The organism is Streptomyces regalis, from assembly GCF_001509475.1.
Lineage (GTDB): Bacteria > Actinomycetota > Actinomycetes > Streptomycetales > Streptomycetaceae > Streptomyces > Streptomyces regalis.
In genome coordinates, this window is record NZ_LLZG01000411.1 from 77,417 (window position 1) to 100,077 (window position 22,661).

Annotated in this window: 18 protein-coding genes, 2 pseudogenes and 1 riboswitch; of the genes and pseudogenes, 10 read left to right on the forward strand and 10 right to left on the reverse strand. The window is 69.9% G+C overall.

The window, feature by feature from the left end:
- Nucleotides 1-109: 109 nt before the first annotated feature.
- The 3 genes from ADL12_RS45795 to ADL12_RS45805 are packed head-to-tail and all read right to left on the reverse strand — an operon-like array spanning nucleotide 110 to nucleotide 3,806.
- On the reverse strand, nucleotides 110-964 hold the full coding sequence (locus ADL12_RS45795; RefSeq protein ID WP_062714717.1) for an FAD binding domain-containing protein: 855 nt from the start codon (nucleotides 962-964) through the stop codon (nucleotides 110-112).
- Nucleotides 961-3,336 carry a xanthine dehydrogenase family protein molybdopterin-binding subunit gene (locus tag ADL12_RS45800; protein ID WP_062714718.1) on the reverse strand — a complete coding sequence of 792 codons (2,376 nt, stop codon included), beginning with the start codon at nucleotides 3,334-3,336 and terminating at the stop codon, nucleotides 961-963. The genes ADL12_RS45795 and ADL12_RS45800 overlap by 4 nt, the downstream gene beginning before the upstream one ends.
- Nucleotides 3,333-3,806 carry a (2Fe-2S)-binding protein gene (locus tag ADL12_RS45805; RefSeq protein WP_062714719.1) on the reverse strand — a complete coding sequence of 158 codons (474 nt, stop codon included), beginning with the start codon at nucleotides 3,804-3,806 and terminating at the stop codon, nucleotides 3,333-3,335. The genes ADL12_RS45800 and ADL12_RS45805 overlap by 4 nt, the downstream gene beginning before the upstream one ends.
- 250 nt (nucleotides 3,807-4,056) lie before the next feature.
- On the opposite strand from ADL12_RS45805, the gene ADL12_RS45810 reads away from it, so the two are divergent.
- From ADL12_RS45810 to ADL12_RS45830, 5 genes are all read left to right on the forward strand, one after another.
- Nucleotides 4,057-6,063 (forward strand): elongation factor G, encoded by a 2,007-nt coding sequence (locus tag ADL12_RS45810; protein WP_062714720.1) that lies wholly within the window; start codon nucleotides 4,057-4,059, stop codon nucleotides 6,061-6,063.
- 44 nt (nucleotides 6,064-6,107) lie between these two features.
- Nucleotides 6,108-6,767, forward strand: coding sequence for a tetratricopeptide repeat protein (locus tag ADL12_RS45815; protein WP_062714721.1), 660 nt, complete (start codon nucleotides 6,108-6,110; stop codon nucleotides 6,765-6,767).
- 82 nt (nucleotides 6,768-6,849) lie between these two features.
- Nucleotides 6,850-8,709, forward strand: a complete 1,860-nt coding sequence (locus tag ADL12_RS45820) for a cellulase family glycosylhydrolase (protein WP_062714723.1) — start codon at nucleotides 6,850-6,852, stop codon at nucleotides 8,707-8,709.
- A 76-nt stretch (nucleotides 8,710-8,785) separates the two neighbouring features.
- Nucleotides 8,786-9,574 carry a MerR family transcriptional regulator gene (locus tag ADL12_RS45825; RefSeq protein WP_062714725.1) on the forward strand — a complete coding sequence of 263 codons (789 nt, stop codon included), beginning with the start codon at nucleotides 8,786-8,788 and terminating at the stop codon, nucleotides 9,572-9,574.
- Complete coding sequence (locus tag ADL12_RS45830) at nucleotides 9,571-10,770, forward strand: glycosyltransferase (protein ID WP_062714727.1); 1,200 nt, start codon at nucleotides 9,571-9,573, stop codon at nucleotides 10,768-10,770. Before ADL12_RS45825 ends, ADL12_RS45830 begins: the two co-directional genes overlap by 4 nt.
- A gap of 27 nt (nucleotides 10,771-10,797) precedes the next feature.
- Here ADL12_RS45830 and ADL12_RS45835 read toward each other — a convergent pair whose 3' ends face one another.
- The gene (locus ADL12_RS45835) at nucleotides 10,798-12,051 is read right to left on the reverse strand and encodes a YncE family protein (protein ID WP_062714729.1); all 1,254 of its coding nucleotides are present in this window, start codon (nucleotides 12,049-12,051) and stop codon (nucleotides 10,798-10,800) included.
- A 211-nt stretch (nucleotides 12,052-12,262) separates the two neighbouring features.
- On the opposite strand from ADL12_RS45835, the gene ADL12_RS45840 reads away from it, so the two are divergent.
- Nucleotides 12,263-12,925, forward strand: coding sequence for a TetR/AcrR family transcriptional regulator (locus ADL12_RS45840; protein WP_062714731.1), 663 nt, complete (start codon nucleotides 12,263-12,265; stop codon nucleotides 12,923-12,925).
- 35 nt (nucleotides 12,926-12,960) lie between these two features.
- Here the strand turns inward: ADL12_RS45840 and ADL12_RS45845 are convergent, their stop codons facing one another.
- Together ADL12_RS45845 and ADL12_RS45850 are read right to left on the reverse strand one after the other, a co-directional pair.
- Nucleotides 12,961-13,287, reverse strand: coding sequence for a PepSY domain-containing protein (locus ADL12_RS45845; RefSeq protein WP_062714733.1), 327 nt, complete (start codon nucleotides 13,285-13,287; stop codon nucleotides 12,961-12,963).
- Nucleotides 13,288-13,405: 118 nt separating this feature from the next.
- The gene (locus ADL12_RS45850; protein WP_062714735.1) at nucleotides 13,406-14,617 is read right to left on the reverse strand and encodes a glycosyltransferase; all 1,212 of its coding nucleotides are present in this window, start codon (nucleotides 14,615-14,617) and stop codon (nucleotides 13,406-13,408) included.
- Nucleotides 14,618-14,832: 215 nt separating this feature from the next.
- Here ADL12_RS45850 and ADL12_RS45860 point away from each other — a divergent pair, with 215 nt between their 5' ends.
- Entirely contained in the window at nucleotides 14,833-16,794 is a 1,962-nt protein-coding gene (locus ADL12_RS45860) for a ricin-type beta-trefoil lectin domain protein (RefSeq protein WP_079052643.1), read from the forward strand.
- Nucleotides 16,795-16,996: 202 nt separating this feature from the next.
- Here ADL12_RS45860 and ctaD read toward each other — a convergent pair.
- Nucleotides 16,997-18,599, reverse strand: a pseudogene (gene ctaD / locus ADL12_RS45865) (aa3-type cytochrome oxidase subunit I).
- 114 nt (nucleotides 18,600-18,713) lie between these two features.
- On the opposite strand from ctaD, the gene ADL12_RS45870 reads away from it, so the two are divergent.
- Nucleotides 18,714-19,247 (forward strand): RNA polymerase sigma factor, encoded by a 534-nt coding sequence (locus ADL12_RS45870; RefSeq protein ID WP_062714939.1) that lies wholly within the window; start codon nucleotides 18,714-18,716, stop codon nucleotides 19,245-19,247.
- Nucleotides 19,240-20,196 carry a CU044_5270 family protein gene (locus tag ADL12_RS45875; protein ID WP_062714738.1) on the forward strand — a complete coding sequence of 319 codons (957 nt, stop codon included), beginning with the start codon at nucleotides 19,240-19,242 and terminating at the stop codon, nucleotides 20,194-20,196. Before ADL12_RS45870 ends, ADL12_RS45875 begins: the two co-directional genes overlap by 8 nt.
- Nucleotides 20,197-20,206: 10 nt before the next feature.
- Here the strand turns inward: ADL12_RS45875 and ADL12_RS45880 are convergent, their stop codons facing one another.
- The 3 genes and pseudogenes from ADL12_RS45880 to ADL12_RS45890 all read right to left on the reverse strand — a co-directional run bounded on the left by ADL12_RS45880 (nucleotide 20,207) and on the right by ADL12_RS45890 (nucleotide 22,171).
- Nucleotides 20,207-21,055 (reverse strand): bifunctional 5,10-methylenetetrahydrofolate dehydrogenase/5,10-methenyltetrahydrofolate cyclohydrolase, encoded by an 849-nt coding sequence (locus tag ADL12_RS45880; protein WP_062714740.1) that lies wholly within the window; start codon nucleotides 21,053-21,055, stop codon nucleotides 20,207-20,209.
- Nucleotides 21,056-21,077: 22 nt separating this feature from the next.
- Nucleotides 21,078-21,174: riboswitch (ZMP/ZTP riboswitch) on the reverse strand.
- A gap of 116 nt (nucleotides 21,175-21,290) precedes the next feature.
- Nucleotides 21,291-21,668 (reverse strand): annotated as a pseudogene (locus ADL12_RS45885) (YihY/virulence factor BrkB family protein); the annotation flags it as partial.
- 137 nt (nucleotides 21,669-21,805) lie between these two features.
- The gene (locus ADL12_RS45890; RefSeq protein WP_062714742.1) at nucleotides 21,806-22,171 is read right to left on the reverse strand and encodes a nuclear transport factor 2 family protein; all 366 of its coding nucleotides are present in this window, start codon (nucleotides 22,169-22,171) and stop codon (nucleotides 21,806-21,808) included.
- A gap of 170 nt (nucleotides 22,172-22,341) precedes the next feature.
- Here ADL12_RS45890 and ADL12_RS45895 point away from each other — a divergent pair, with 170 nt between their 5' ends.
- Nucleotides 22,342-22,599, forward strand: a complete 258-nt coding sequence (locus tag ADL12_RS45895) for a hypothetical protein (protein WP_062714743.1) — start codon at nucleotides 22,342-22,344, stop codon at nucleotides 22,597-22,599.
- Nucleotides 22,600-22,661: the final 62 nt, after the last annotated feature.

Here is a 22,661-nt window from a genome sequence, read left to right on the forward strand (position 1 = left end):
CGACGGCGAGGCCGTCGTCGACGAGGTACCCCGTCGCATCGAGGCGGGCCCGCACCTGCTCCGGGCCGTCCATGCCGGTGATCGGGCCGCCCACGCCGGTGATTGTCGCTCACCCCATCCCGGCGGCCGCCAGCACCGCCCGCTCGGTGAGTACCCGCGCCAGATGGGCCCGGTACTCGGGTGAGGCCGAGGTGTCCTGGGTCGGCCGCGTGCCCTGCGCCGCCTGCTGAGCGGCCTGCGTCACGGCGTCCGGATCGCCGGCGCCGGACAGTGCTTCCTCGGTGGCCGAGGCCCGCAAGGGCGTGGTGCCCATGTTGGTCAGCCCGACCCGTGCCTCGGCGATGTGCCCGTCGCCGCGTCGCACCAGTGCGGCCACGCCGACGATGGGCCAGGCCTGGGCGACCCGGTGGAACTTCTCGTAGCGGAATCCCCAGCCGTCCGCCTTCGGGAGCCGGATCTCGACCAGCAGCTCGTCGGCCGCCAGCGCGGACTGCAGATAGTCGACGAAGAACTCCCGAGCCGGGATGGTGCGCCGCCCGCGCGGTCCTTGGGCCACCAGCTCACCGTCCATCACCAGCACCACCGCGGGCAGGTCCCCGGCGGGGTCGGCGTGCGCGAGCGAGCCGCCGAGGGTGCCGCGATGCCGTACGGCCGGGTCCGCGACCGTGGAGGTGGCGGCCGCCAGCAGGCCCGCGTGCCGCCGGACCAGCGGATCCGCGATGACGTCGTGGTGCGTGGTCATCGCGCCGATGACCAGCGTGTCGCCGTCCTCCCGGACGCCGCGCAGCTCGGGGATCCGGTTGACGTCCACGACGAGGTCGGGGAAGGCCAGCCGCAGCCTCATCAGCGGCAGCAGGCTCTGGCCGCCGGCCAGCACCTTGGCGTCCTCGCCGGCGTCGGCGAGCGTGCGCACCGCCTCGTCGACGCTGCCGGGGCGGGCGTAGTCGAATGTGGGGGGAATCATGCCGGCGCCTCCTTACCGGACTTACCGGAGCGAACGGCCTGCCAGACCCGTTCCGGTGTGCAGGGCATGCGGATGTCCTGCACGCCGAAGGGACGCAGCGCGTCTACGACCGCGTTCACCACGGCGGGCGTCGAGGCGATCGTGCCCGCCTCGCCGACCCCCTTGACGCCCAGCGGGTTGGAGGTCGCCGGTGTCTCGGTGCGGTCGGTGACGAGCTCGGGCAGGTCAGGGGCGCCCGGCACCAGGTAGTCGGCCAGCGTGCCGGTGAGCAGGTTGCCCTCCTCGTCGTACACGGCCTCCTCGTACAACGCCTGGGCGATCCCCTGGGCGATCCCGCCGTGCAGCTGGCCCTCGACGATCATCGGGTTGATCACCTTGCCGACGTCGTCGACGCACACGTACGACCGGATGTGCACGGCACCTGTCTCGGTGTCGACCTCGGCCGCGCACAGGTGGGTGCCGTGCGGGTACGAGAAGGTGTCGGGGTCGAGGACGTGCTCGGCGTTGATCGACGGTTCCATGCCGTCGGGCAGGTCGTGCGAGGCGAAGGTCGCGAAGGCCACCTCCTGGATGGTCTTGCGCGCCTCGGGAGAGCCCTTGACGGTGAAGGCGCCGTCCGCGAAGTCGAGGTCCGCCTCGTTGGCCTCCAGCAGATGCGCGGCGACCTTGCGGGCCTTGTCCACCACCTTGCGTGCCGCCTCGTGGACGGCGACGCCCCCGACGACGAGCGAGCGTGAGCCGTAGGTGTCCATGCCGTGGGTCGCCAGCCTGGTGTCGCCGTGCATCACCTCGACGTCCTCGAACGGCACCCCCAGGGCGTCGGCGGCGATCTGGCTCCAGGACGTCACATGGCCCTGGCCGTGCGGGCTGGTCCCGGTGACGACCTCGACCTTGCCGGTGGGCAGCACCCGGATGCTCGCCGCCTCCCAGCCGCCCGCGGCGTAGCGCATCTCGCTCAGCCAGCGGCTCGGCGCGAGGCCGCACATCTCGGTGTACGTGGAGACGCCGATGCCGAGGCGCACGGTGTCCGCGTGGTCGACGCGGTCCGCCTGCTCGACGCGCAGCTTGTCGTAGTCGAACAGGGAGAGAGCCTTGTCGGTGGCGGCCTCGTAGTTCCCGCTGTCGTAGGTGAGCCCAGCGATCGTCGTGTACGGGAACTCCTCGTGCCGGATCCAGTTGTGGCGCCGCAGGTCGACCGGGTCCATGCCGAGTTCGGCGGCCAGGTCGTCCATGATCCGTTCGATCGCGTACGTCGCCTCCGGGCGGCCCGCTCCGCGGTAGGCGTCGATCGGGGTGCGGTTGGTGAAGACGCCGGTGCAGGAGAACTCGTAGGCCCCCATCTTGTAGATCGCCGGGTACATGGAGGCGCCGAGGATCGGGATGCCCGGGCAGAGCAGCATCAGGTAGGCGCCCATGTCGGCCAGCAGCGAGACCTTCAGGCCGAGCACGGTGCCGTCGCGGCGCGCGGCGACCTCGATGTCCTGGACCTGGCTGCGGCCGTGGTGGGTGGCGACGTTGGCCTCGGAGCGGGACTCGGTCCACTTCAGTGGCCGGCCCAGGCGCCTGGCCAGGACGAGGGCGATCACTTCCTCGCCGTACACCTGGAGTTTCGAGCCGAATCCGCCGCCCACGTCGGGGGCGACGACGCGGATCTTGTGCTCCGGGATGCCGGTGGTGACGGCGAGCAGGACCCGCAGGACGTGCGGGATCTGGGTGGAGGAGTAGAGGGTGAACTCGCCGGACGCGGCGAGCGGGGTGACCACGACGGCGCGTGGTTCCATCGCGGTCGGGATGAGGCGCTGCTGGTGGTAGCGGCGGGTCACGACGACATCGGCCCGCGCCTTGGCGGCCTCGTAGTCGCCGCTCGCGGAGTGGTAGTCGTAGCAACGGTTGGTGCCCTTGTCGGAGTGGACCAGTGCGGTGCCCTCGGCCAGCGCCCCCTCGATGTCCAGGACGGCGGGCAGCGGGGTGTAGTCGACCTCGATCGCCTCCAGCGCGTCGGCGGCCGTGTACCGGTCGCGGGCCACCACGACCGCCACCGGGTCGCCGGCGTAGCGCACCTCGTCGACCGCGATCGGCGGGTGGTCCGGCACCACGGTGTCCTCGGCGACGGGCCAGGCGCACGGCAGCGACCCCATCGACTCCGCGACGTCGCGTCCGCTGAACGCGGCGATGACGCCGGGGAGTTCGAGGGCGGCCGACACATCGACGCGGTCGATGCGGGCGTGGGCCATCGGGCTGCGCAGGATCGCCAGGTGGAGCAGGCCGTTGACGCTGATGTTGTCGGTCCAGTTGGTCTGCCCGGTGATCAGGTGGGCGTCCTCCTTGCGGAGCCGGGCACGGCCGACCTCGCGTGCGACGGTCTCGCTCATGCCGTGACCTCCTCCTCTTCGGAGACGTCCAGCACCGCTCGCACGATGTTCTGGTAGCCGGTGCAGCGGCAGAGGTTGCCCTCCAGGCCGTGCCGTACCTCGTCCGGCGTGGGGTGCGGATGCTCGCGCAGCAGATCACGGGCCGCCATGATCATGCCCGGGGTGCAGTAGCCGCACTGCAGCGCGTGCCGCTCGTGGAACGCCCGCTGAAGGGCCGTCCACTCGCCGTCATGGGCCAGCCCCTGGATGGTGGTCACTTCGCACCCGTCCGCCTGGACGGCGAGGACGGTGCAGCTCTTGACGGCGGTGCCGTCCAGCTCGACCGTGCAGGCCCCGCAGTTCGAGGTGTCACAGCCGATGGGGGTGCCGGTCAGGCCGAGGCGGTCGCGCAGGTAGTGGGTCAGGAGGAGACGGGGCTCCACGTCATCCTCGTACGTCGTGCCGTCCACCTTCACCGAGATGTGAGTCATGTGCCCTCCAGAGGCCGATCGGGGAGAGGCGGAAACATTGGCCGGGTGTGATGTACGTCACTCTATGGCTGCCGCGGTGAGGCGGCGAGTGCTGCGACAGGGGTCGTTGAGCGTTAATCCATTGCCTGTGCGGGGCCGGTCCTGCTGGACTGCACGGGTCCCGTCGTCACGCACAGAGGAGCAGCCATGCGCACTGCGTTCATGTCCCCCCAGGAAGGAACGACCCCCTCATCGAAGGACATGACGCTTCGTGCACTTGCTCAACCTCGGGATCCTCGCCCATGTCGACGCAGGTAAGACCAGCCTGACCGAGCGCCTGCTGCACACGGCAGGCGTGATCGACGAGATCGGCAGCGTCGACGCCGGGAACACACAGACCGATTCCCTCGCGCTGGAGCGACAGCGTGGCATCACCATCAAGTCCGCCGTCGTCTCCTTCGCGCTGGACGACGTGACGGTCAACCTCATCGACACCCCCGGCCACCCGGACTTCATCGCCGAGGTGGAGCGGGTGCTCGGCGTCCTCGACGGCGCCGTGCTGGTCGTCTCCGCCGTCGAGGGTGTCCAGCCGCAGACCCGCGTGCTGATGCGCACGCTGCAACGGCTGCGCATTCCCACCCTCGTCTTCGTCAACAAGATCGACCGACGCGGTGCACGGTACGACGCCGTCCTGCGGGCCATCGCGCAACGGCTGACGGCAGCCGTCGTACCCATGGGAACGGCCGCTGCACTGGGCACGCGCGACGCGCGCTTCCTGCCCGGCCTCGGCCCGTCCGCGCTCGACGTCCTCGCCGACCTCGACGACGACCTGCTGACCGCCTATGTCGAGGACACGGTCTCCTACGACCGCCTCCACGCCGCCCTCGTCGACCGGACCCGGCAGGCCCTCGTCCATCCCGTGTACTTCGGCTCCGCCGTCACCGGCGCGGGCGTCGACGCGCTGATCGACGGCATCAGGCAGTTGCTGCCCGCCGCCGGCGACGACCCCGACGGGCCGGTCTCGGGGACCGTCTTCAAGGTGGAGCGGGGCCCGGCGGGGGAGAAGGTCGCGTACGCGCGGATCTTCTCGGGAACGCTGCGCACCCGTGACCGGATCCGCTTCGGCGCGGCCGACGGATCGAGCGACGCCGGCGACCTCGGCACCCCGCGCACCGAGGGCCGGATCACCGCGATCAGCGTCTTCGACCAGGGCATGGACGTCCGGGACGACTTGGTGGCGGCGGGCCGGATCGCCAAGCTCTGGGGCCTGGCCGACATCAAAATCGGCGACGTCATCGGCGAACCCCGCAAGACGCACGGGCACTTCTTCGCCCCGCCCACCCTCGAAACCGTCGTCGTCCCCGGCGACGGAGCGGACCGGCGGGCCCTGCATCGCGCGCTCACCCGGCTCGCCGAACAGGACCCGCTGATCGACCTGCGCCACGACGAGGTGCGGCAGGAGACCTTCGTCTCCCTCTACGGCGAAGTACAGAAGGAGGTCATCCAGGCCACGCTCGCCGACGAGTTCGGCCTCGACGTCACCTTCCGTGAGACGACGCCGCTGTGCGTCGAGCGGCCGGTCGGCTCGGGTGCGGCCGTCGAGTTCAACAAGAAGGACGGCAATCCCTTCCTTGCGACGATCGGCCTGCGCGTCGACCCCGCCCCGGTCGGATCCGGCGTGGCCTTCCGGCTGGAAGTGGAGCTGGGTTCCATGCCGTACGCCTTCTTCAAGGCCGTCGAGGACACCGTCCGCGAGACCCTCGGCCAGGGCCTGCACGGCTGGCAGATCCCCGACTGCACCGTCACCATGACCCACTCCGGCTACTCGCCCCGGCAGAGCCACGCCCACCAGGGCTTCGACAAGAGCATGTCCAGCACGGGCTACGACTTCCGCGGCCTCACCCCGCTGGTCCTGACCCAGGCCCTGCGCCGGGCCGGCACCCGGGTGCACGAGCCGATGCACCGCTTCCGCATCGAGACCCCGACCGACACCCTGGCCGCCCTGCTGCCGGTGCTGACCAGGCTGCGCGCGGTGCCGCAGACCACACAGACCCGCGGGGCCTCCTGCTCGCTGGAGGGATCGGTGCCCGCGGCCCACGTGCACGAGTTGGAGCAGCAGCTGCCAGGGCTGACGCGCGGCGAGGGCGAGTTGGAGAGCGCCTTCGACCACTACGCCCCCGCCGCACGCGGCGCGGTGCCGGAGCGCCGGCGCACCGACTTCAACCCGCTGAAGCGGAAGGAGTACCTGTTGAACCTGACGCGCAGGATCGGCAGCTGAAAAGTCGTTGGGAGGGTGCGGGACGGCTTTCGTACGATCGCCGGATGACTGTGGACACACGCATAGAGCAGGCCCAAGTCCTCTACGAGCGCGCGGTGTTCGGAGGTGACAGCAGCGCACTGGCGCCGGCGGAGCGAGGGCTCGACGCGGTCGAGGCGGATCTCGCCCTGACCCGTGGCAAGGTCGTCCATGCCCGGTTCCTCGAGGAGCGGGTCGAGGACGCACGGGAGCTGAAGCTCTTCGAGCGCGCGGTACGGCTGTACGAACAGCTCGGCGACGTGCGGGGCGAGGGAGAGGCGCTGTTCTGGGTCGGCACCTTCCACCAGGTGGTCCGTGACGACACCGAGGCGGCCCTGCCCGCCTTCACCCGCGCCCTCGACCTCGCCACCCGGGCCGACGACCGGCTGACCATGTCCTACGCCCTGCGGCACCTCGGCTTCGCGGACCACATGGCCGGACGGCTCGATGCGGCGCGAGACCGATTCGAGGAGTCCACCCGGCTGCGCCGTGAGCTCGGATTCCTGCCGGGGGTGGCGGCCAACCTGATCGGGCTCGCCTACGTCGCGGCCCAGCAGGACCGGAGGGAGGAAGCCGCGGAACTCCTCCGGGAAGCGGTGGAGTCGGCCGAGAAGGCCGGGGCGGAGGGTGTCCTGCGGTGGGTGGCGGCGGCTCGTGAGGAACTCGATCTGCCCGGGCAGGGATGAGACCGGCGTGAGGGCCGAGACGGAACTTACTCCAGAGTCAGGGGTGTTGACTGTGTCCTGATATCACCGGACTGTAGTGGACATGCCGAACATCCGGACGCGTCTGCTCGTTGTCCTGGTCGTCCTCTTCGGATCCCTGACGGTGGCGGGCCCCACTCCCGCCACCGCCGCCACCCTCCCCGACTCCCTCTGGTTCGACGAAACGCCCCTCACCGTCCAGAACGGCCGCTTCACCGACGGACACGGCCGCGAGGTCGTGCTGCGCGGCTACAACGTCTCCGGCGAGACCAAGCTGGCCGAGAACAAGGGCCTGCCCTTCGCCTCGGTCGCCGACGCGAAGAAGTCCGCGACCGCCCTGCGCGCCCTCGGCGGCGGCAACTCGGTCCGCTTCCTGCTGTCCTGGGCCTACGCGGAACCCGTACGCGGCCAGGTGGACACCACCTATCTGGCCGCCGCCACCGCCCAGATGCGCGCCTTCCTCGACGCGGGCATCCGCGTCTACCCCGACTTCCACCAGGACCTCTACTCCCGCCACCTGTTCGACCCCGACAGCTGGTACACGGGCGACGGCGCCCCCAAGTGGGCCGTCGACGCCGGGAACTACCCGGACGAGTCGTGCGGGATCTGCCTCTTCTGGGGCCAGAACATCACCCAGAACGAGGCCGTGAAGCAGGCGTCGCACGACTTCTGGCACAACGAGTACGGCCTCCAGGACGCCTTCCTGGCCACCGCCCAGAAGACGATGGCGTACGTCAAACAGAACGTCTCCGCCGCCGAGTTCGCGGGCGTCGTCGGCTTCGACCCCTACAACGAACCGCACGCCGGCACCTACGACTCCGGCCAGACCAGCCGCACCTGGGAACGCGACGTCCTGTGGCCGTTCTACGAGAAGTTCCGGTCCCGCATGGACGCGGCCGGCTGGCAGGACAAGCCGCTCTTCGCCGAGCCGAACCTCTTCTGGAACGCCAACATCGACTTCCAGAAGCAGGAGGGCGGACTCCTGGACGCGGGCACGCTCGGGCCGCGGTACGTCTTCAACACCCACTTCTACGACCAGAAGGCCATCTCCGGCGTCTTCATGTGGGGCAAGGCAGCGGACGGCCAGTACGCAGGTGACTTCGGAACCGTCCGCGACCGCGCATCGGCCACCCGGACGCCCGCGATCATCAGCGAGTTCGGCCACCCGCTGGCCGGATCGGTCTCCGACAAGGCACCGACCGTGCTCAAGGCGATGTACCAGGCCCTGGACTCCCGTGTGCCGGGCGCGAGTTGGTGGTCGAAGCCGGCCGGCTCCGGCCCGGTGCTCTCCGGTTCGCAGTGGCAGTGGGACATCTACAACGGACGCCACCACGAGCTGATGAACGGCAACCCCGACAAGGTCCTCACCACCGGTGACGCCTGGAACGACGAGGACCTGTCCGCCGTACGGCTCAGCGACTCGGGTACGCCGGTGCTGCGGCAGGACGCCCGGCTGCTCGACCGGATCTACCCGAGCGCCACCTCCGGGACGACGGTCGCCTTCACCTACGAGGACCGCTCACGGGACGGCGACACGACCCTGACCTGGAACCCGGTGCCGAGCTCGCTGCCGAACGTGGCGCAGCTGGTGGGATCGGGACAGTACGGGCTGCTGGTGTGGCGCTCCAGCAGCGGCACGGCACCGACCGAGCTGCACCTTCCGGCGTCCTTCCCGACCGGGTCCACCACGGTGGTCTCCGACCTGGGCACGGCGTACGCGCCGCCGTCGTACACCTCGACCACCCCCATCGGCGTGGCCGCGGAACCCGGCGGCACGGGAAGCCGACGCCTGCTGCTCACCGACTCGGATTCCGGCGCCCTGCACTACGCGCTGGTGACGAACGGGGCGAGCGCTCCCTCGACCGCGCTGCTGAACGCCGCACGGTCCGAGCTCTCCGCGTGGGCCGCGCGGACCATCGGATAAGAGCCGGACAAGAAACGTCGTTTGACCCTCCCCTTACGTCAGGCTGCACGCTGTACCCCGACGAAAGGGCAGGTGAATGAGCTACTCCGTGGGACAGGTCTCGGCCTTCGCCGGGGTGACCGTGCGCACGCTGCACCACTACGACCGGGCGGGACTGCTCTCGCCCAGTGGCCGCAGCGGCGCCGGTTACCGGCTGTACAGCGAAGCCGACCTGGCCCGGCTCCAGCAGATCCTCTTCTACCGCGAACTCGGCTTCTCCCTCGACGAGATCGCCGAGATTCTCAAGGACCCGCAGGCGAACGCCCTGGAGCATCTCCAGGGCCGCCTGCGGCAGTTGAGCGAGGAGATCGGTCGGCTTCAGCGTCTGGCCGAGGTGGCCGAGCAGGCCATCGAGGTCCAGCAGACGGGCGTGGAACTGACCCCCGCAGAACGCTTCGAGGTCTTCGGCGAGATCGGCTTCGACCTCAGCTACGCCACCGAGGCACAGCTCAAGTGGCGGGACTCGCCGGGGCAGAAGGAGTCGATGGCGCGGGCCGCCACCCACACCAAGGAGGACTGGCGGCAGCTCATGGGCGAGGCCGCGGCCTGGCGCGCCGAACTGCTCGCCGCCTTCGACGACGGGGAGCCCGTCGACGGCGAGCGCGCCATGGATCTCGCCGAGGAGCACCGGCTGCACATCGCCCGCTGGTTCACCACCTGTCCGCCCGACATGCACCGGCGCATCGCGGACGACTTCGCCGCCGACCCGCGCGCCTTCGCGCTCGTCGTCCCGCCGTCGCAGCAGCGGCCCGGCCTCGCCGCCTATCTGTGCAAGGCCGTCCACGCGAACGGGGCCCGACGGGCGGACCGTGAGGAGGACAGATGAGGATCCTGATCGCCGCCGCCGGATCACGCGGCGACGTCGCGCCCTACGCGGGGCTCGGCGCAGGCCTGCGCGAGGCCGGGCACGACGTCACCCTCGCCACGACCGACGCCTTCGCACCCCTGTTACGGGAGGCGGGCCTGGAGTTCAGGAGTCTGCCCACCCGCCCGCAGGACCGGGGCGGGGTCGAGAGCAGACGTGAACTGATGCGCACAGCCGCCGCGTTCGTCACCGAGCTCGGCCGGGGATTCGCCGACGCGGTGGAGCCGGGCACGGACCTGCTCCTGCTGTCAGCCACCACCGCACCGCTCGGTTGGCACCTGGCCGAGGCCACGGGCACCCCGACGGTCGGCGCCTACCTCCAACCCACCGCCCCGACCGGCGACTTCCCACCCACCGTCATGGGAACCCGCTCCCTCGGCCGCCTCGGCAACCGCACCGCCGGACGCTTCGCCCTGCGCATGGCCGACCGCATCTACCGTGACGCCGTCACCGAGCTGCGCCGCCGCCTCGACCTGCCAGCGCTCGGTCCCTCCGAGATGCGCCGACGACAGGAGCGGGCGAACGGCGTCGTCCTGCACGGCTTCAGTGCGGCGCTGCTGCCACGCCCGTCCGACTGGCGCGCGGGACTGGACGTCGTCGGCACATGGTGGCCGTACGTCGACCCGGAACGGCGACTGCCCGCGGATCTGGAGGACTTCCTCGCGGCCGGGGCGCGCCCGGTGTTCATCGGCTTCGGCAGCATGGCGGCCGGTCACGGCGAGCGGTTGAGCGAGATCGCCGTCGAGGCGCTGCGCCGCGCCGGGCTGCGTGGGATCCTCCAGGCGGGCAGCGCCGGACTCGGGGCCGCCGGCGACGACGTCCTGACGATCGGCGACGTACCGCACGAGCTGCTGTTCCCGAGGGTGGCCGCGGCGGTCCATCACGCCGGGGCGGGCACCGCGGCGGCAGCGCTGCGCGCCGGGATCCCCGCCGTCCCGGTGCCGGTGACGGCGGACCAGCCGTTCTGGGCCGGGCGACTGGCCACGATCGGTGCGGCCACCGACCCGATCCCCTTCGCGTCCCTCACCGCCGAACGGCTGGCCGACGCACTCGGTCGGGCCGTACGGCAGCAGACGTACACCCGTGCCGCCTCGGTCGCCGCGCGGCACATGGCGACCGAGGACGGGGTGGGTGCGGTGCTCAAGGCCCTGGGCTGAGCGCAGAGGCCTTGGTCCCTGGGCTGATCAGTCGGCCGTCGGGCTGGTCCAGTTCGCCGGCACATGGGCCAGCCGGACCCGCTGCGGGTGGTCACCGACGGGGACGGACACCTGCTTCTTGCCGGTGGCGAAGTCGATGGCCGTGACCTGGTCGGTGCCGCTCTCGGAGACCACGCAGGACTTGCCGTCACCGCTGACCGTGGCCCAGTAGGGCTTGGAGGCGGTGACGAGCGGGCCTTCCTGGAGCGTGGTGCGGTTGACGACGGTCGCGTAGTCGTCCATCGTGCCCGCGACGCACAGCTTGCTGCCGTCGGGGCTCATCGAAAGGCCGTGGTGGCGCGAGTCGTTGACGAAGGTGGTGCGGTCGTCGCCGGTCGCCGGGTTCTTCGGCAGGGTCTTCGTGCGGGTGATCTTGTCGGTGGCCAGGTCGTACTCGAAGAAGCCGTTGAAGAACGACACCTGGAAGTACAGCTTCGACTCGTCCGGCGAGAGCACGGCGGGCCGGACCGCGTCGGAGTGGTCTGTCAGACCGATCGCGTCCAGAGCCGGACGCATGTCGATGACCTTGACCTGCTGGAACGTCGTCGCGTCGACGACGGTGATACGCCGGTCGCCCTTCGTCCAGTCCAGCCACGGGGCGTCGGTCTGCGTGTTCACGTCGCCGATCGCCATGTTGTAGATGTACTTGCCGTCCCGGGTGAAGATGTTCTCGTGCGGCTTGTCGCCGGTGGCGAACTTGCCCAGCTCCTTGCCCGTGTCGATGTCCAGCACATGCACGGTGTTGGAGGTCGAGGCGGACACCGCGACCCGTTTGCCGTCGGGGGAGACCGCCATGTGGTCGGCGCGGTAACCGGACACGGGGAAGCGCCAGTTGATGTCACCGGTGGCCAGGTCGAGGGAGACCACATCGGCGAAGCTCGGCCGGGAGACGACCATCGACGTGCCGTCCGGCGTGGAGTACATGTCGTCGACGAACTGGTCGTGGCCCTCACCGACGCTGTTGCGGATCGCCATGAAGTAGATCCACTTGATCGGATCGGCGTTGATCTCCGCCATCCGCTCGTCCTTGTCGGGGACGACGTCGATACGGCCGATCTTCGCGAAGTCGCCGGACGATTTGATGACATCGGCGGTGCCGTCCCAGTTGTTGCCGACGAACAGCACCTCACGCAGGGCGGCTGCGGAAGGGGCGGCGGCCGTGGCGGCGGTCGCGGGAGCGGTCACGGTCAGGGCGAGGGCGGCGGCTACGGAGCACAGGTGCCTGGGTCTGATGGCAGCCATGACTGCTCTCTTCCTCTGAGGTGGGTGTGGGCGGGGCAGGCAGGAACGGGCCAATGGATCTGAGACAGAACGAACTTGAGGCGCGCCGAATCTGAACACCAGTGCTTTCAGAATCAACTTACTGAAAAGTAAGGAGGGGGTGCCCTTCTCCACAAGACCGCGGACACGACAAAATTGGCCGTCGGGTCCGGCGAGGCGGTGGGAGGACAGCGTGACGGGCAGGCTCAAGGCGCCCACCGGCCGCTACGGCGGCAAGTCGGCCGAGGAGCGACAGGCCGAGCGGCGCCGCCGCTTCCTCGACGCCGCGCTCCAGCTGTTCGGCGACAGCCCCGGTTACCGGGGCACGACGGTCGCGGCACTGAGCGAGGCCGCGGGCCTGTCGACGCGTCAGTTCTACGAGGAGTTCCGCACCCTGGAGGACGTCCTGGCCGCCCTCCATCTGCAGGTCAACGCATGGGCGGAGGAGGCCGTCCTGACGGCGGTGGCCGGCGCGGAGAGCCTGCCGCTCGCGGAACGCGCCACCAAGATCTTCCGCGCGTACGCCGCGAACGTCACCTCCGACCCGCGCCGTATCCGCATCACCTTCGTCGAGATCATCGGCGTCAGCTCCCGCCTGGAGGAACAGCGCCTCGCCCGGCGCGCCCGCTGGGTCGACCTCGTCTGCGCCGAGGCGGCGTCCGCCGTCACCCGCGGCGAGGCGGTGCCCCGCGACTACCGCCTCGCCGCGACCGCGTTCATCGGCAGCGTCAACGGACTGCTGCACGACTGGAGCGCGGGGTGGGTGGACGCGACCCTCGACGAGGTCGTCGACGAACTCGTCCGCCTCCTCCTCGGCATCCTCCAGCCGCCCGGCCCACCGCTTGCCGGGCCCTGACGCAGGGGATCGACGGTGGTGCTGGACCTCGGCGGTCAGTCCTGGTCGTTCTTCTCGCTCTCGCTGTCCGCCGAGCTGCTGATGACCTTGAAGTCCTTGTCGAGGTGGATGTCCGTCTGCCTGCCGTTGCCGAGAGTGACCTCGACCTCGTAGTACCCGTCCTCGTCGCCGACCTCGGTGTCCGTGACCTTGCCGCCGCCGGTGTGCTCCAGCGCGGCGGCGCTCGCCCTCTCGAGCGCGCTTCCCGTGATGGGCTTCTCGGAGTCGTCCCCGCCGGCGGTGGCCACGGCGAGCCCGGTGCCGCCGCCGATGAGTGCGGCAGAGATCACGCCTGCGGCGATCCACTTGCCCTTGTGCTTCATGTCCACTCCCTGTGCCGTGACCGCCCTCTCGGGTGGTCCGACCTGCGGTTCCAGGATGCGATGCCGTCGCTGAACGCCTGCTGAACGAAGCTGAACAGCGATTCAGCTCCGCTTCGACTCAGCCCTGGAGCCGGTTCACCGCATCGAGGACAGGAGCCACACCGTCCTCGGCGCGCAGTGCCTCGGCCAGGGCCCGGGCGCGACGGCCGTAGGACGGATCGCCGGTCGCCTGTCGTAGGGCGGCTGCCAGCGCCTCGGCCGTGAAGTTCCGCAGCGGCACAGCGCGGGGTGCCACGCCGAGGGTGACCAGACGGCCGGCCCAGAAGCCCTCGTCGAACTGGATCGGCACCGGTACGGCCGGCACCCCGGCGCGCAGCCCGGCGGCGGTCGTGCCCGCCCCGCAGTGGTGGACCACGGCGGCCAACCGCGGGAACAGCGCGGAGTGCGGCACCTCACCGATGGTCAGTACGTCGTCCCCGGCGGCCTCGAGGCCACCCCAGCCCCGCTGGATCACCCCGCGCAGCCCGGCCCGGCGCAGGGCGCCCACGACCTCGGCACTCAGCCGCGCCGGATCCGGCACGGTCGCGCTGCCCAGGCCCACGAAGACCGGCGGCGGACCGCTGTCCAGGAAGTCCCGCAGCTCGGGCGGGAGTTGGCCCTCACCGTCGTACGGCCACCAGTAACCCGCCACCTCCAGGTCCGGCCGCCAGTCGCGCGGCCGGGACACCACCAGAGGGCTGAAACCGTGCAGTACACGGCCCCTGCGCGTGCCGCGTGCCCTGCTGCGAGAGAGCCCCAGACGCGCCCGCACGTCCGGTACGGCTGCCGAGAAGACCCGCTCGATGGCCAGGCTCACGCCGTGCCCGGCGACCCGGTTCCCGACGGCTCCCCAGGAGCGGCCCCCGAGCATCGGCGGACCGAACTCCCGGGTGGGGGCGAGGGGTTGCAGCGGGACCTCGATGCTCGGCAGCGACAGGCCCTCGGCGATGGCCTGCCCCAGTGGTGCGGTGGAGCCCGCCAGGAGCAGGAGGTCACTGGACCGGGCGGCGGCCAGCATGTCGTCCGTCATCCGACCGGCCAGGGTCCGTGCCATCCCCACCACGCGCACCAGCTTGCCGATGCCGGTCGCACTCCGGTGCAGACTCCGTCCGCGCGCCGACTCCAGTTCCGCCCGGGGATCCAGCGGCATCGGATGGAAGCGCACGCCCGACCCGGCGACCAGCCGCTCGAAGCAGCCGTGCGTGACCAGGGTGACCTCGTGTCCGGCCCGGGACAGGGCGTGCCCGAGTCCGGTGTAGGGGGCCACATCGCCCCGGGAGCCCGCCGTCATGATGGCTACGCGCACGTCGGTCAGTATGGCGGCGTCCCCTGCGCAGTGCGAACGGGCCGTGAGGGAGGGGCACTTCAGCTCCGTCCCATCCGTTGACTTCGCCCTCGCGTGGCTCTACTTTCAGCGCCACGTGTTCGATTTTCCGACTGTTGTTTGGGATATCGAACAAGCTGGGTGACCTCCCGCACTGGTGACCTCCCGCACTAAGGAGCCGCATGTACCCCCCGCCCCGACCTCGTCTCGTCCGCCGCTGCAGATCCACCGTCGCGCGCGCCCTCGTCCTGGCGCTCACCGCGACGGCCGCGCTCCTGTTCGCCGGGGTCGCCCCGGCCCAAGCGGCGACGACTCGTCAGATACCGGTGTCCGCCGCCCCCATGGGCTGGGCGTCCTGGAACGCCTTCGCCGCGAAGGTCGACTACAACGTCATCAAGCGGCAGGTCGACGCGTTCGTGGCCGCGGGTCTGCCCGAGGCCGGCTACGAGTACATCAACATCGACGAGGGCTGGTGGCAGGGCACCCGCGACAGCTCCGGCAACATCACCGTCGACGAGGCCGAGTGGCCGGGCGGCATGAAGGCCATCGCCGACTACATCCACAGCAAGGGCCTGAAGGCCGGCATCTACACCGATGCCGGCAAGGACGGCTGCGGCTACTACTTCCCGACCGGCCGCCCCGCCGCGCCCGGATCCGGCAGCGAGGGCCACTACGAGCAGGACATGCTGGCCTTCTCCCGGTGGGGCTTCGACTTCGTGAAGGTCGACTGGTGCGGCGGTGACGCCGAGGGCCTCGACCCGAAGACGACCTACCAGGCGATCAGCGACGCCGTGACGAAGGCGACCGCGACGACCGGCCGCCCGCTCGCCCTCTCCCTGTGCAACTGGGGCTACTCCAACCCCTGGAACTGGGCCCCGGGCATGGGCCCGATGTGGCGGACGAACACGGACATCTTCTTCCACGGCGGCACACCGTCATACAGCAACGTCCTGACTGCCTTCGACCGCAACATCCACCCCACGGCCCAGCACACCGGCTACTACAACGACCCCGACATGATGGTCGTCGGGATGAACAGCCTGAGTGCCGCCCAGAGCCGCTCCCACATGAACCTGTGGGCGATCTCCGGCGCCCCGCTGCTCGCCGGCCTCGACCTCACCACCCTCACCACCGAGTCGACGAGCATCCTCACCAACCCCGAGGTCATCGCCGTCGACCAGGACCCGCGTGGCCTCCAGGGCGTGAAGGTCGCCGAGGACGCCTCCGGTCTCCAGGTGTACGGCAAGGTCCTCGCCGGCACCGGCAACCGTGCCGTCGTGCTCCTCAACCGCACGTCGACCACGCAGAACATGACCGTCCGCTGGTCCGACCTGGGCCTCACGACCGCCTCAGCGACCGTCCGTGACCTGTGGGCCCGCCAGAACGTCGCCACGACCGGCACGAGCTACACCACCAGCGTGCCGGCGAACGGCTCCGTGATGCTCACGGTCACCGGCGGCACCGAGCAGTCCGCGAGCACGTACGACGGCACGTCGAGCTTCTCCTCGGTGGTCGCCGGAAGCGCCGGTCTGAAGACGGTCGACGTCTCCTACACCAACAACACCTCCACCGCCCGGACCGCCACCCTCACCGTCAACGGCCAGACCCCCACCAAGGTCTCCTTCCCGCCGACCGGTTCGAGCGCCGGCAACATCTCCGTCAACGTCTCCCTCGTCAAGGGCAGCACCAACACGATCTCCTTCTCCGGCGCCCCGACCCTCGACGGCATCGTCGTACGGCCGCTGCCGGGCAAGAACGGCACCCTCGTCACCGGCGCCCAGTCCGGCCGTTGCGCCGACATCAACGACAACACCATCGCCAACGGCACCGACGCCCAGCTGTGGGACTGCAGCGGCGGCCAGAACCAGGTCTGGCAGTACCACAGCACCCGCAAGGAACTCGTGGTCTACGGCAACAAGTGCCTCGACGCCTACAACCGCGGCACCACCAACGGCACCCGGGTCGTCATCTGGGACTGCAACGGCCAGAACAACCAGAAGTGGAACATCAACAGCGACGGCACTGTCACCAACGTCAACGCGGGGCTCTGCCTCGACGCGTACGGCGCGGCCACGGCCAACGGCACGAAGCTGGTGCTCTGGTCCTGCAACGGCCAGAGCAACCAGAAGTGGACGGTGAGCTAGCGCAGTCCTAAGCGAGGCACACGACAAGGAGACCGAAGGCCAAGGCGCAGGTCAGCAGCCAGCCGGCCAGCAGACGGCGCCGCAGATCGCGGTATCTCGCCTCGTACTCGTCCCGCAGCCTTCCGGCACGCGCCGCCGTGTGCTGCCAGGAGGCGTGGGCGAGTGCGAGGTATTACGTCGTTCAGGAACTTGTCCGTGATGCTCACGGAGTCGTCAACTCCTTCTCCGGTGTGGGAGCGTGACGCAGGTCGAACGCCGGGGATTCGGAACGGATCCGGGGGAGCGTCAGGAAGTTGTGGGGCGGCGGAGGGCATGAAGTCGCCCATTCCAGCGAGCGGCCATAGCCCCACGGGTCGTCGGCCTCGACCTTCGCGCCGTATTTCGCGGTCTTCCAGATGTTGTAGAAGAACGGCAGAAGGGACGCCCCCAGCACGAACGAGAAGACGGTCGACAGGGTGTTGAGTGTCGTGAGTCCTTCCACCGCCAGATAGTCGGGAATGCGGCGCTGCATTCCGTTCACGCCGAGCCAGTGCTGGACCAGGAAGGTGCCGTGGAAGCCGATGAACAGTGTCCAGAAGGTCATCTTGCCGAGGCGCTCGTCGAGCATCCTGCCGGTGAACTTCGGCCACCAGAAGTGGAAGCCGGCGAACATCGCGAACACCACCGTGCCGAAGATGACGTAGTGGAAGTGCGCCACGACGAAATAGGTGTCGGACGTGGGGAAGTCCAGCGGCGGTGAGGCGAGCATGACGCCGGTCAGACCGCCGAAGACGAAGGTGACCAGGAATCCCGTGGCCCACAGCATGGGTGTTTCGAAGCTCAACGAGCCGTTCCACATCGTTCCGATCCAGTTGAAGAACTTCACGCCTGTCGGTATGGCGATGAGGAACGTCATGAAGGAGAAGAACGGCAGCAGTACACCGCCGGTGACGTACATGTGATGCGCCCACACCGTCACGGACAGACCCGCGATCGCGATGGTCGCCGCGATCAGACCCATGTAGCCGAACATCGGCTTGCGGGAGAAGACCGGGATCACTTCGGAAATGATGCCGAAGAACGGCAGCGCGATGATGTACACCTCCGGATGACCGAAGAACCAGAAGAGGTGCTGCCACAGCAGGGCTCCGCCGTTGGCCGCGTCGAAGACGTGCGCACCGAACTTGCGGTCCGCCTCCAGCGCGAACAGCGCCGCGGCCAGCACGGGGAAGGCCAGCAGGACCAACACACCGGTCAGCAGCACGTTCCAGGTGAAGATCGGCATGCGGAACATGGTCATGCCGGGGGCGCGCATGCAGATGATCGTGGTGATGAAATTGACCGAGCCGAGGATCGTGCCGAAGCCGGAGAGCGCCAGCCCCATGATCCACATGTCGGCGCCCACACCGGGGCTGCGGACGGCATCGGACAGCGGAGCGTAGGCGAACCAGCCGAAGTCCGCCGCACCCTCCGGCGTGAGGAAGCCGCCGACCGCGATGAGCGAGCCGAACAGGTACAGCCAGTAGGCGAACATGTTCAGCCGGGGGAACGCCACGTCCGGCGCGCCGATCTGCAGCGGCATGATCGAACAGCGGCGTCGCGAACATCAGCAGCATGATCGTGCCGTGCATCGTGAACGCCTGGTTGAACTGCTCGTTCGACATGATCTGCAGGCCCGGACGGGCCAGCTCGGCGCGCATGAACAGCGCCATCACGCCACCCAGGCAGAAGAACGCGAACGACGTGACCAAATAGAGCGTTCCGATCGTTTTGTGATCAGTGGTGGTCAGCCACTGGACGGCTTTGACGCTCTTGATGTTTCTGATCCTCTTCACGCCCCGCCTGTGTCCGCGCCCCGCCCGGACGTCACACTCGAGGGACGCGACGAGAATCACGGAAACGGGTGTGACGATCCGGCGAGTGCCGGACACGAACGGAACATGAGCAACGACGAGATCTTCGCCGCTGCCTATCGCGAGCACTACTGGGCGGTCAGCCGCTATGTCGCGCGGCGACTGGACGGGCGCATGACTGAGGTCGAGGAAGTGGTGGCGGAGGTGTTCACCGTCGCCTGGCGACGCCGGGCCGACCTCCCGGCCTCGCCGCTGCCCTGGCTGTACGGCGTGGCACGCAACTGCCTGGCGAACGCGGTACGCGGCTACGGGCGACGCCGTCGCCTGGTCGACCGGCTCGGCAACGACGAGACCGCGCACGGCCGGCACATCGTGGCCAGCCCCGACACGGAGGCGCCGGGCGCCTGGGTGCACGAGGCGCTGAACCGGCTGTCCCCGGCCGACCAGGAGGTGCTGCGGCTGACGGCGTGGGAGGAACTGGGCGTCGAGGAGGTCGCCGTGGCCCTCGGCTGCGGCAGGCGGGCCGCGGCCATGCGGCTGCACCGGGCCCGGCGCCGGCTGAGCGCCGAGATCGACCGTATCTGCCCGCCGACCGTGTCCAAGGAACGAAGCCATGGCTGACGAACTCGAACTTCTGCGCCGTGCCAACCCGGTACCGGTCGACGCCCCCCACTTCGGCGACGGCCCCCTCGACCACCACGCCGAGCGGCAGCTCGACCGGCTGATGCGGGAGCGGCCCTCCCGTCGCCCGCGGCTGCTCTGGGGCCTGGCAGCCGCGGCCGTCGTCGCCGCGCTCGTGTCGGCTCTGCTGTTCACCGGCCAGACGACCGCCCCCGCGGTGGCCGCACCCCGCCCGCTGCTCGTGCAGGCCGACTCCACCCCCGTATCCCTGAAAACCCTGGCCGATCGGGCGCAGGAGACCGCGGCCGACGGTGCGCCGAAGCTCCGCAAGGGCACGCATGTGCAGTCGTGGAGCATGGGCATGAGCGACGACAAGCCGCCGATCACGCTTCCCGAGGAGCGCATCGTGCGCTGGAACGCCGACGACAGCCACACGGAACTCGTCGTGGCGACCGACCCGCGGCACCCGGGCCGGCCGGTCCTCGGCGGCGAAGGGGAACTCGTCGAGGACGGCCATGTCCTCAGCAGGCAGACCTACCCGCCCAGTTGGAGCGACGCCCCGCCGCAGTCGCCGCCTCCGACCGGCACCGCCCGTCTGCGTGCCTACCTGCAGGAGGCCGCGTACAGCAGGACCGCGCTGAACACCGGCGAGCTCCTTGACGCCGTCGCCTCGCTCCTCGACACCTGGACCCTCGGCGCCCGCGAGTCGGCGACGCTCGCGCGGCTCCTCGCGGACACCGAGGGGCTCAAGCCCGTCGGTCAGCTGACGGACCGGCTCGGGCGGCGCGGACAGGCGTACGTGTACGAGGGGCCCGGCGCCCGCCGCATGCTGATCATGGACCCGGCCACCGGTGCCGTGCTCGGCCTGGAGACCACCTACACGAAGGCGGAACCGGAGTACGGCGTCAAGGCAGGCGACGTGATGTCGTACCGCGCCTGGATGCGCTGATCCGGAGCCATCACACCCCGAGCTGCCGGGCGGCCGCGTCCACGGTCTGCTCCAGCAGCGTGGCGATGGTCATCGGACCGACGCCGCCCGGCACCGGAGTGATGAGCGAGGCCCGCTCGACGGCGGAGTCGAAGTCGACGTCGCCGACGTTCCCCGCGTTGTAGCCGGCGTCGATCACGACAGCGCCGGGCTTGATGTCCTGGCCGCGGATCAGCCGCGGCCGGCCCACGGCGGCGACCACGATGTCCGCCTCACGGACGGCCGCGGACAGATCCGCCGTACGGGAGTGGCAGTACGTCACCGTCGCATCGCGGGCCAGGAGCAGCATGCCGGCCGGCTTGCCGAGGATCGCGCTGCGGCCGACGACCACGGCACGCCTGCCGGCCGGGTCGACGCCGTACTCGTCGAGCAGCCGCATGATCCCGCCGGGCGTGCACGACACGAACCCCGGCAGCCCGAAGCTCATCGTCGCGAACGAGGCGAAGGTGACACCGTCGACGTCCTTCTCCGGCGCGATCGCCTCGAACGCCGCCCGCTCGTCGATGTGCGGGCCCATCGGGTGCTGGAGCAGGATGCCGTGCACGGCGGGGTCGGCCGACAGGTCGCGCAGGGTGCCGACGAGCTGTTCCGTGGTGGTGTCGGCGGGCAGCGGCACGTGGCGTGAGGTGATGCCGGCCTTGCGGCAGCGGTTCTGCTTCATGCGGACGTACGTCACGGACGCGGGGTCCTCGCCGACCAGCACGGTCGCGAGGCAGGGCGCGGTGCCGGTGCGTTCGGTGAGGTCGGCCGCCTTCTTCGCGGCCTCGTCGACGATCCGCCGGGCGAGCGCGGTGCCGTCCATGAGCCGGGCCTGAGACATGATCCACTCCTGGGCTTGTTGTCCGGTTCGCCCAGGCGCACGGCATCGACTCAGCGTCGACTTCGTCAGGGGCCGCTCCCCGGTGGTGCTCCACCTCAGCGCCAGTCACGGCCCACGGCCAACCCTAACGGAGGCGGCCCCCCGGCACAGCAAGACTTACGGCACCATGGCGTGCGTGATCGTCTTCCTGGTCTGGCTCTGGGTCAGCCCTACATACCGCCGCGCGGCACCCGCAGTTGTACGAGGCGAAGTCGGCGACGTGGAACGCGAAGCCCGCGGAGGCGATCATCCAGATCAGCAGGGCGAGGAAGCTGCCCGGAGTGATCCACCTGAAGCCGCGCACCCTGACGTCGGGAGTCGCCCAGTACAGGATCGCGATCATGGTGGCCACCAGGACGGGCCGCTTGGCGATGTCCCAGACCGTCAGGGCCGTGTCCCCGATGCCCAGCGTGGAGCCGACCTGGCGGGCCAGGGCGCCGGTGAACACGACGATCAGCGCGACGGTCACCGTGAGCCGGATCGGGAGGATCTTCCACACGGGGCGTCCCTCGGGCATGTCGTAGACCGCGTTGGCGGTGCGGACGAAGGCCGCGACACAGCCGGACGCCGACCAACGTCGATCCCGACACCGAATCGCCGGACACCTGGCGGGAGTTGGGCCTGCCCGGGACCACCACTGTCTCCGCACGCCGAGAAGGTCCGGGTCGGTCACGAACCGACCTGGACCTTACGTCCCTTCCTGCTCGTCTCCTACTCGTCCCATGCCTCGATCAGGATCTGCTGGGAGATCTTGCCGTCGCGCAGCGTGACCATCGACTCGGACAGGACACGGACCCCGTCCGCGTACTCACAGGACTCGCTGTAGGCCGCGCGGTCACCCTGGATCACGCATCCCTCCAGCTTGTGCGTCATGTCGCGGCTGTAGACGTCGCTCAGCATGTCGGCGATCTCGCCTCGGCCGTGCAGAACCTTGGGGTGGCTCGGCTGGGTGTTGCGGTTCACGACGCGTAGCTCCGCGTCGTCCGTGTACAGCGACAGCAGCGTGTCCGGGGTCTGTCCCTCTATGCCCCGGCGCAGTGTTTCGGTGTCGAACGAGGGGCTTGTGGCTGTGCCCATGGTGACCTCCTCCGAGGCCCGCGGCAGGGCGAGGTGCGGACCGCGAAAGCCTCTCCTCCGAGGCTCCTCTGCCCCGGCGGACTCGGCAAGCGCAGCCGAAGCGGTGCGCCTGACGAGTGAGCGGCGCCGGGCGGCCGTGTCCGGCGCCGGGTCGCCGCGTTGCAGAAAGCATGATCTCAACACGACGTATCGTCGCCGCCGTTGGTCTGGCCGCCGGAATCACCGGACTCACCGTGCCGATGGCGAACGCGGCCGACGTGAACGCCCCCAAGGCGACCGCCCCCCAGGCCGGCTCGCTGAACCCGGTCGCCACGCTCGACTCGCTCGCCACGACCGGCATCCCCGAGGAGCACAAGCAGCGGGTCCCGCGGCTCTCTCAGCACCTGGGCCACCTCAACCACCTCAACGGCCTGAAGCAGCTCCCCTAGGTCACCGTCCCAGGTCACCGTCCCACAGCAAGGGCCGCCCGGATCTCGCCGGGCGGCCCTTC

Excerpts from the sequence above, each read along its gene's own strand:
- ADL12_RS45795 (WP_062714717.1), bottom strand. The coding sequence starts at position 964 with ATGATTCCCCCCACATTCGACTACGCCCGCCCCGGCAGCGTCGACGAG.
- ADL12_RS45800 (WP_062714718.1), bottom strand. The coding sequence starts at position 3,336 with ATGAGCGAGACCGTCGCACGCGAGGTCGGCCGTGCCCGGCTCCGCAAG.
- ADL12_RS45805 (WP_062714719.1), bottom strand. The coding sequence starts at position 3,806 with ATGACTCACATCTCGGTGAAGGTGGACGGCACGACGTACGAGGATGAC.
- ADL12_RS45815 (WP_062714721.1), top strand. The coding sequence starts at position 6,108 with ATGACTGTGGACACACGCATAGAGCAGGCCCAAGTCCTCTACGAGCGC.
- ADL12_RS45820 (WP_062714723.1), top strand. The coding sequence starts at position 6,850 with ATGCCGAACATCCGGACGCGTCTGCTCGTTGTCCTGGTCGTCCTCTTC.
- ADL12_RS45825 (WP_062714725.1), top strand. The coding sequence starts at position 8,786 with ATGAGCTACTCCGTGGGACAGGTCTCGGCCTTCGCCGGGGTGACCGTG.
- ADL12_RS45830 (WP_062714727.1), top strand. The coding sequence starts at position 9,571 with ATGAGGATCCTGATCGCCGCCGCCGGATCACGCGGCGACGTCGCGCCC.
- ADL12_RS45835 (WP_062714729.1), bottom strand. The coding sequence starts at position 12,051 with ATGGCTGCCATCAGACCCAGGCACCTGTGCTCCGTAGCCGCCGCCCTC.
- ADL12_RS45845 (WP_062714733.1), bottom strand. The coding sequence starts at position 13,287 with ATGAAGCACAAGGGCAAGTGGATCGCCGCAGGCGTGATCTCTGCCGCA.
- ADL12_RS45850 (WP_062714735.1), bottom strand. The coding sequence starts at position 14,617 with ATGACGGCGGGCTCCCGGGGCGATGTGGCCCCCTACACCGGACTCGGG.
- ADL12_RS45860 (WP_079052643.1), top strand. The coding sequence starts at position 14,833 with ATGTACCCCCCGCCCCGACCTCGTCTCGTCCGCCGCTGCAGATCCACC.
- ADL12_RS45870 (WP_062714939.1), top strand. The coding sequence starts at position 18,714 with ATGAGCAACGACGAGATCTTCGCCGCTGCCTATCGCGAGCACTACTGG.
- ADL12_RS45875 (WP_062714738.1), top strand. The coding sequence starts at position 19,240 with ATGGCTGACGAACTCGAACTTCTGCGCCGTGCCAACCCGGTACCGGTC.
- ADL12_RS45880 (WP_062714740.1), bottom strand. The coding sequence starts at position 21,055 with ATGTCTCAGGCCCGGCTCATGGACGGCACCGCGCTCGCCCGGCGGATC.
- ADL12_RS45890 (WP_062714742.1), bottom strand. The coding sequence starts at position 22,171 with ATGGGCACAGCCACAAGCCCCTCGTTCGACACCGAAACACTGCGCCGG.
- ADL12_RS45895 (WP_062714743.1), top strand. The coding sequence starts at position 22,342 with ATGATCTCAACACGACGTATCGTCGCCGCCGTTGGTCTGGCCGCCGGA.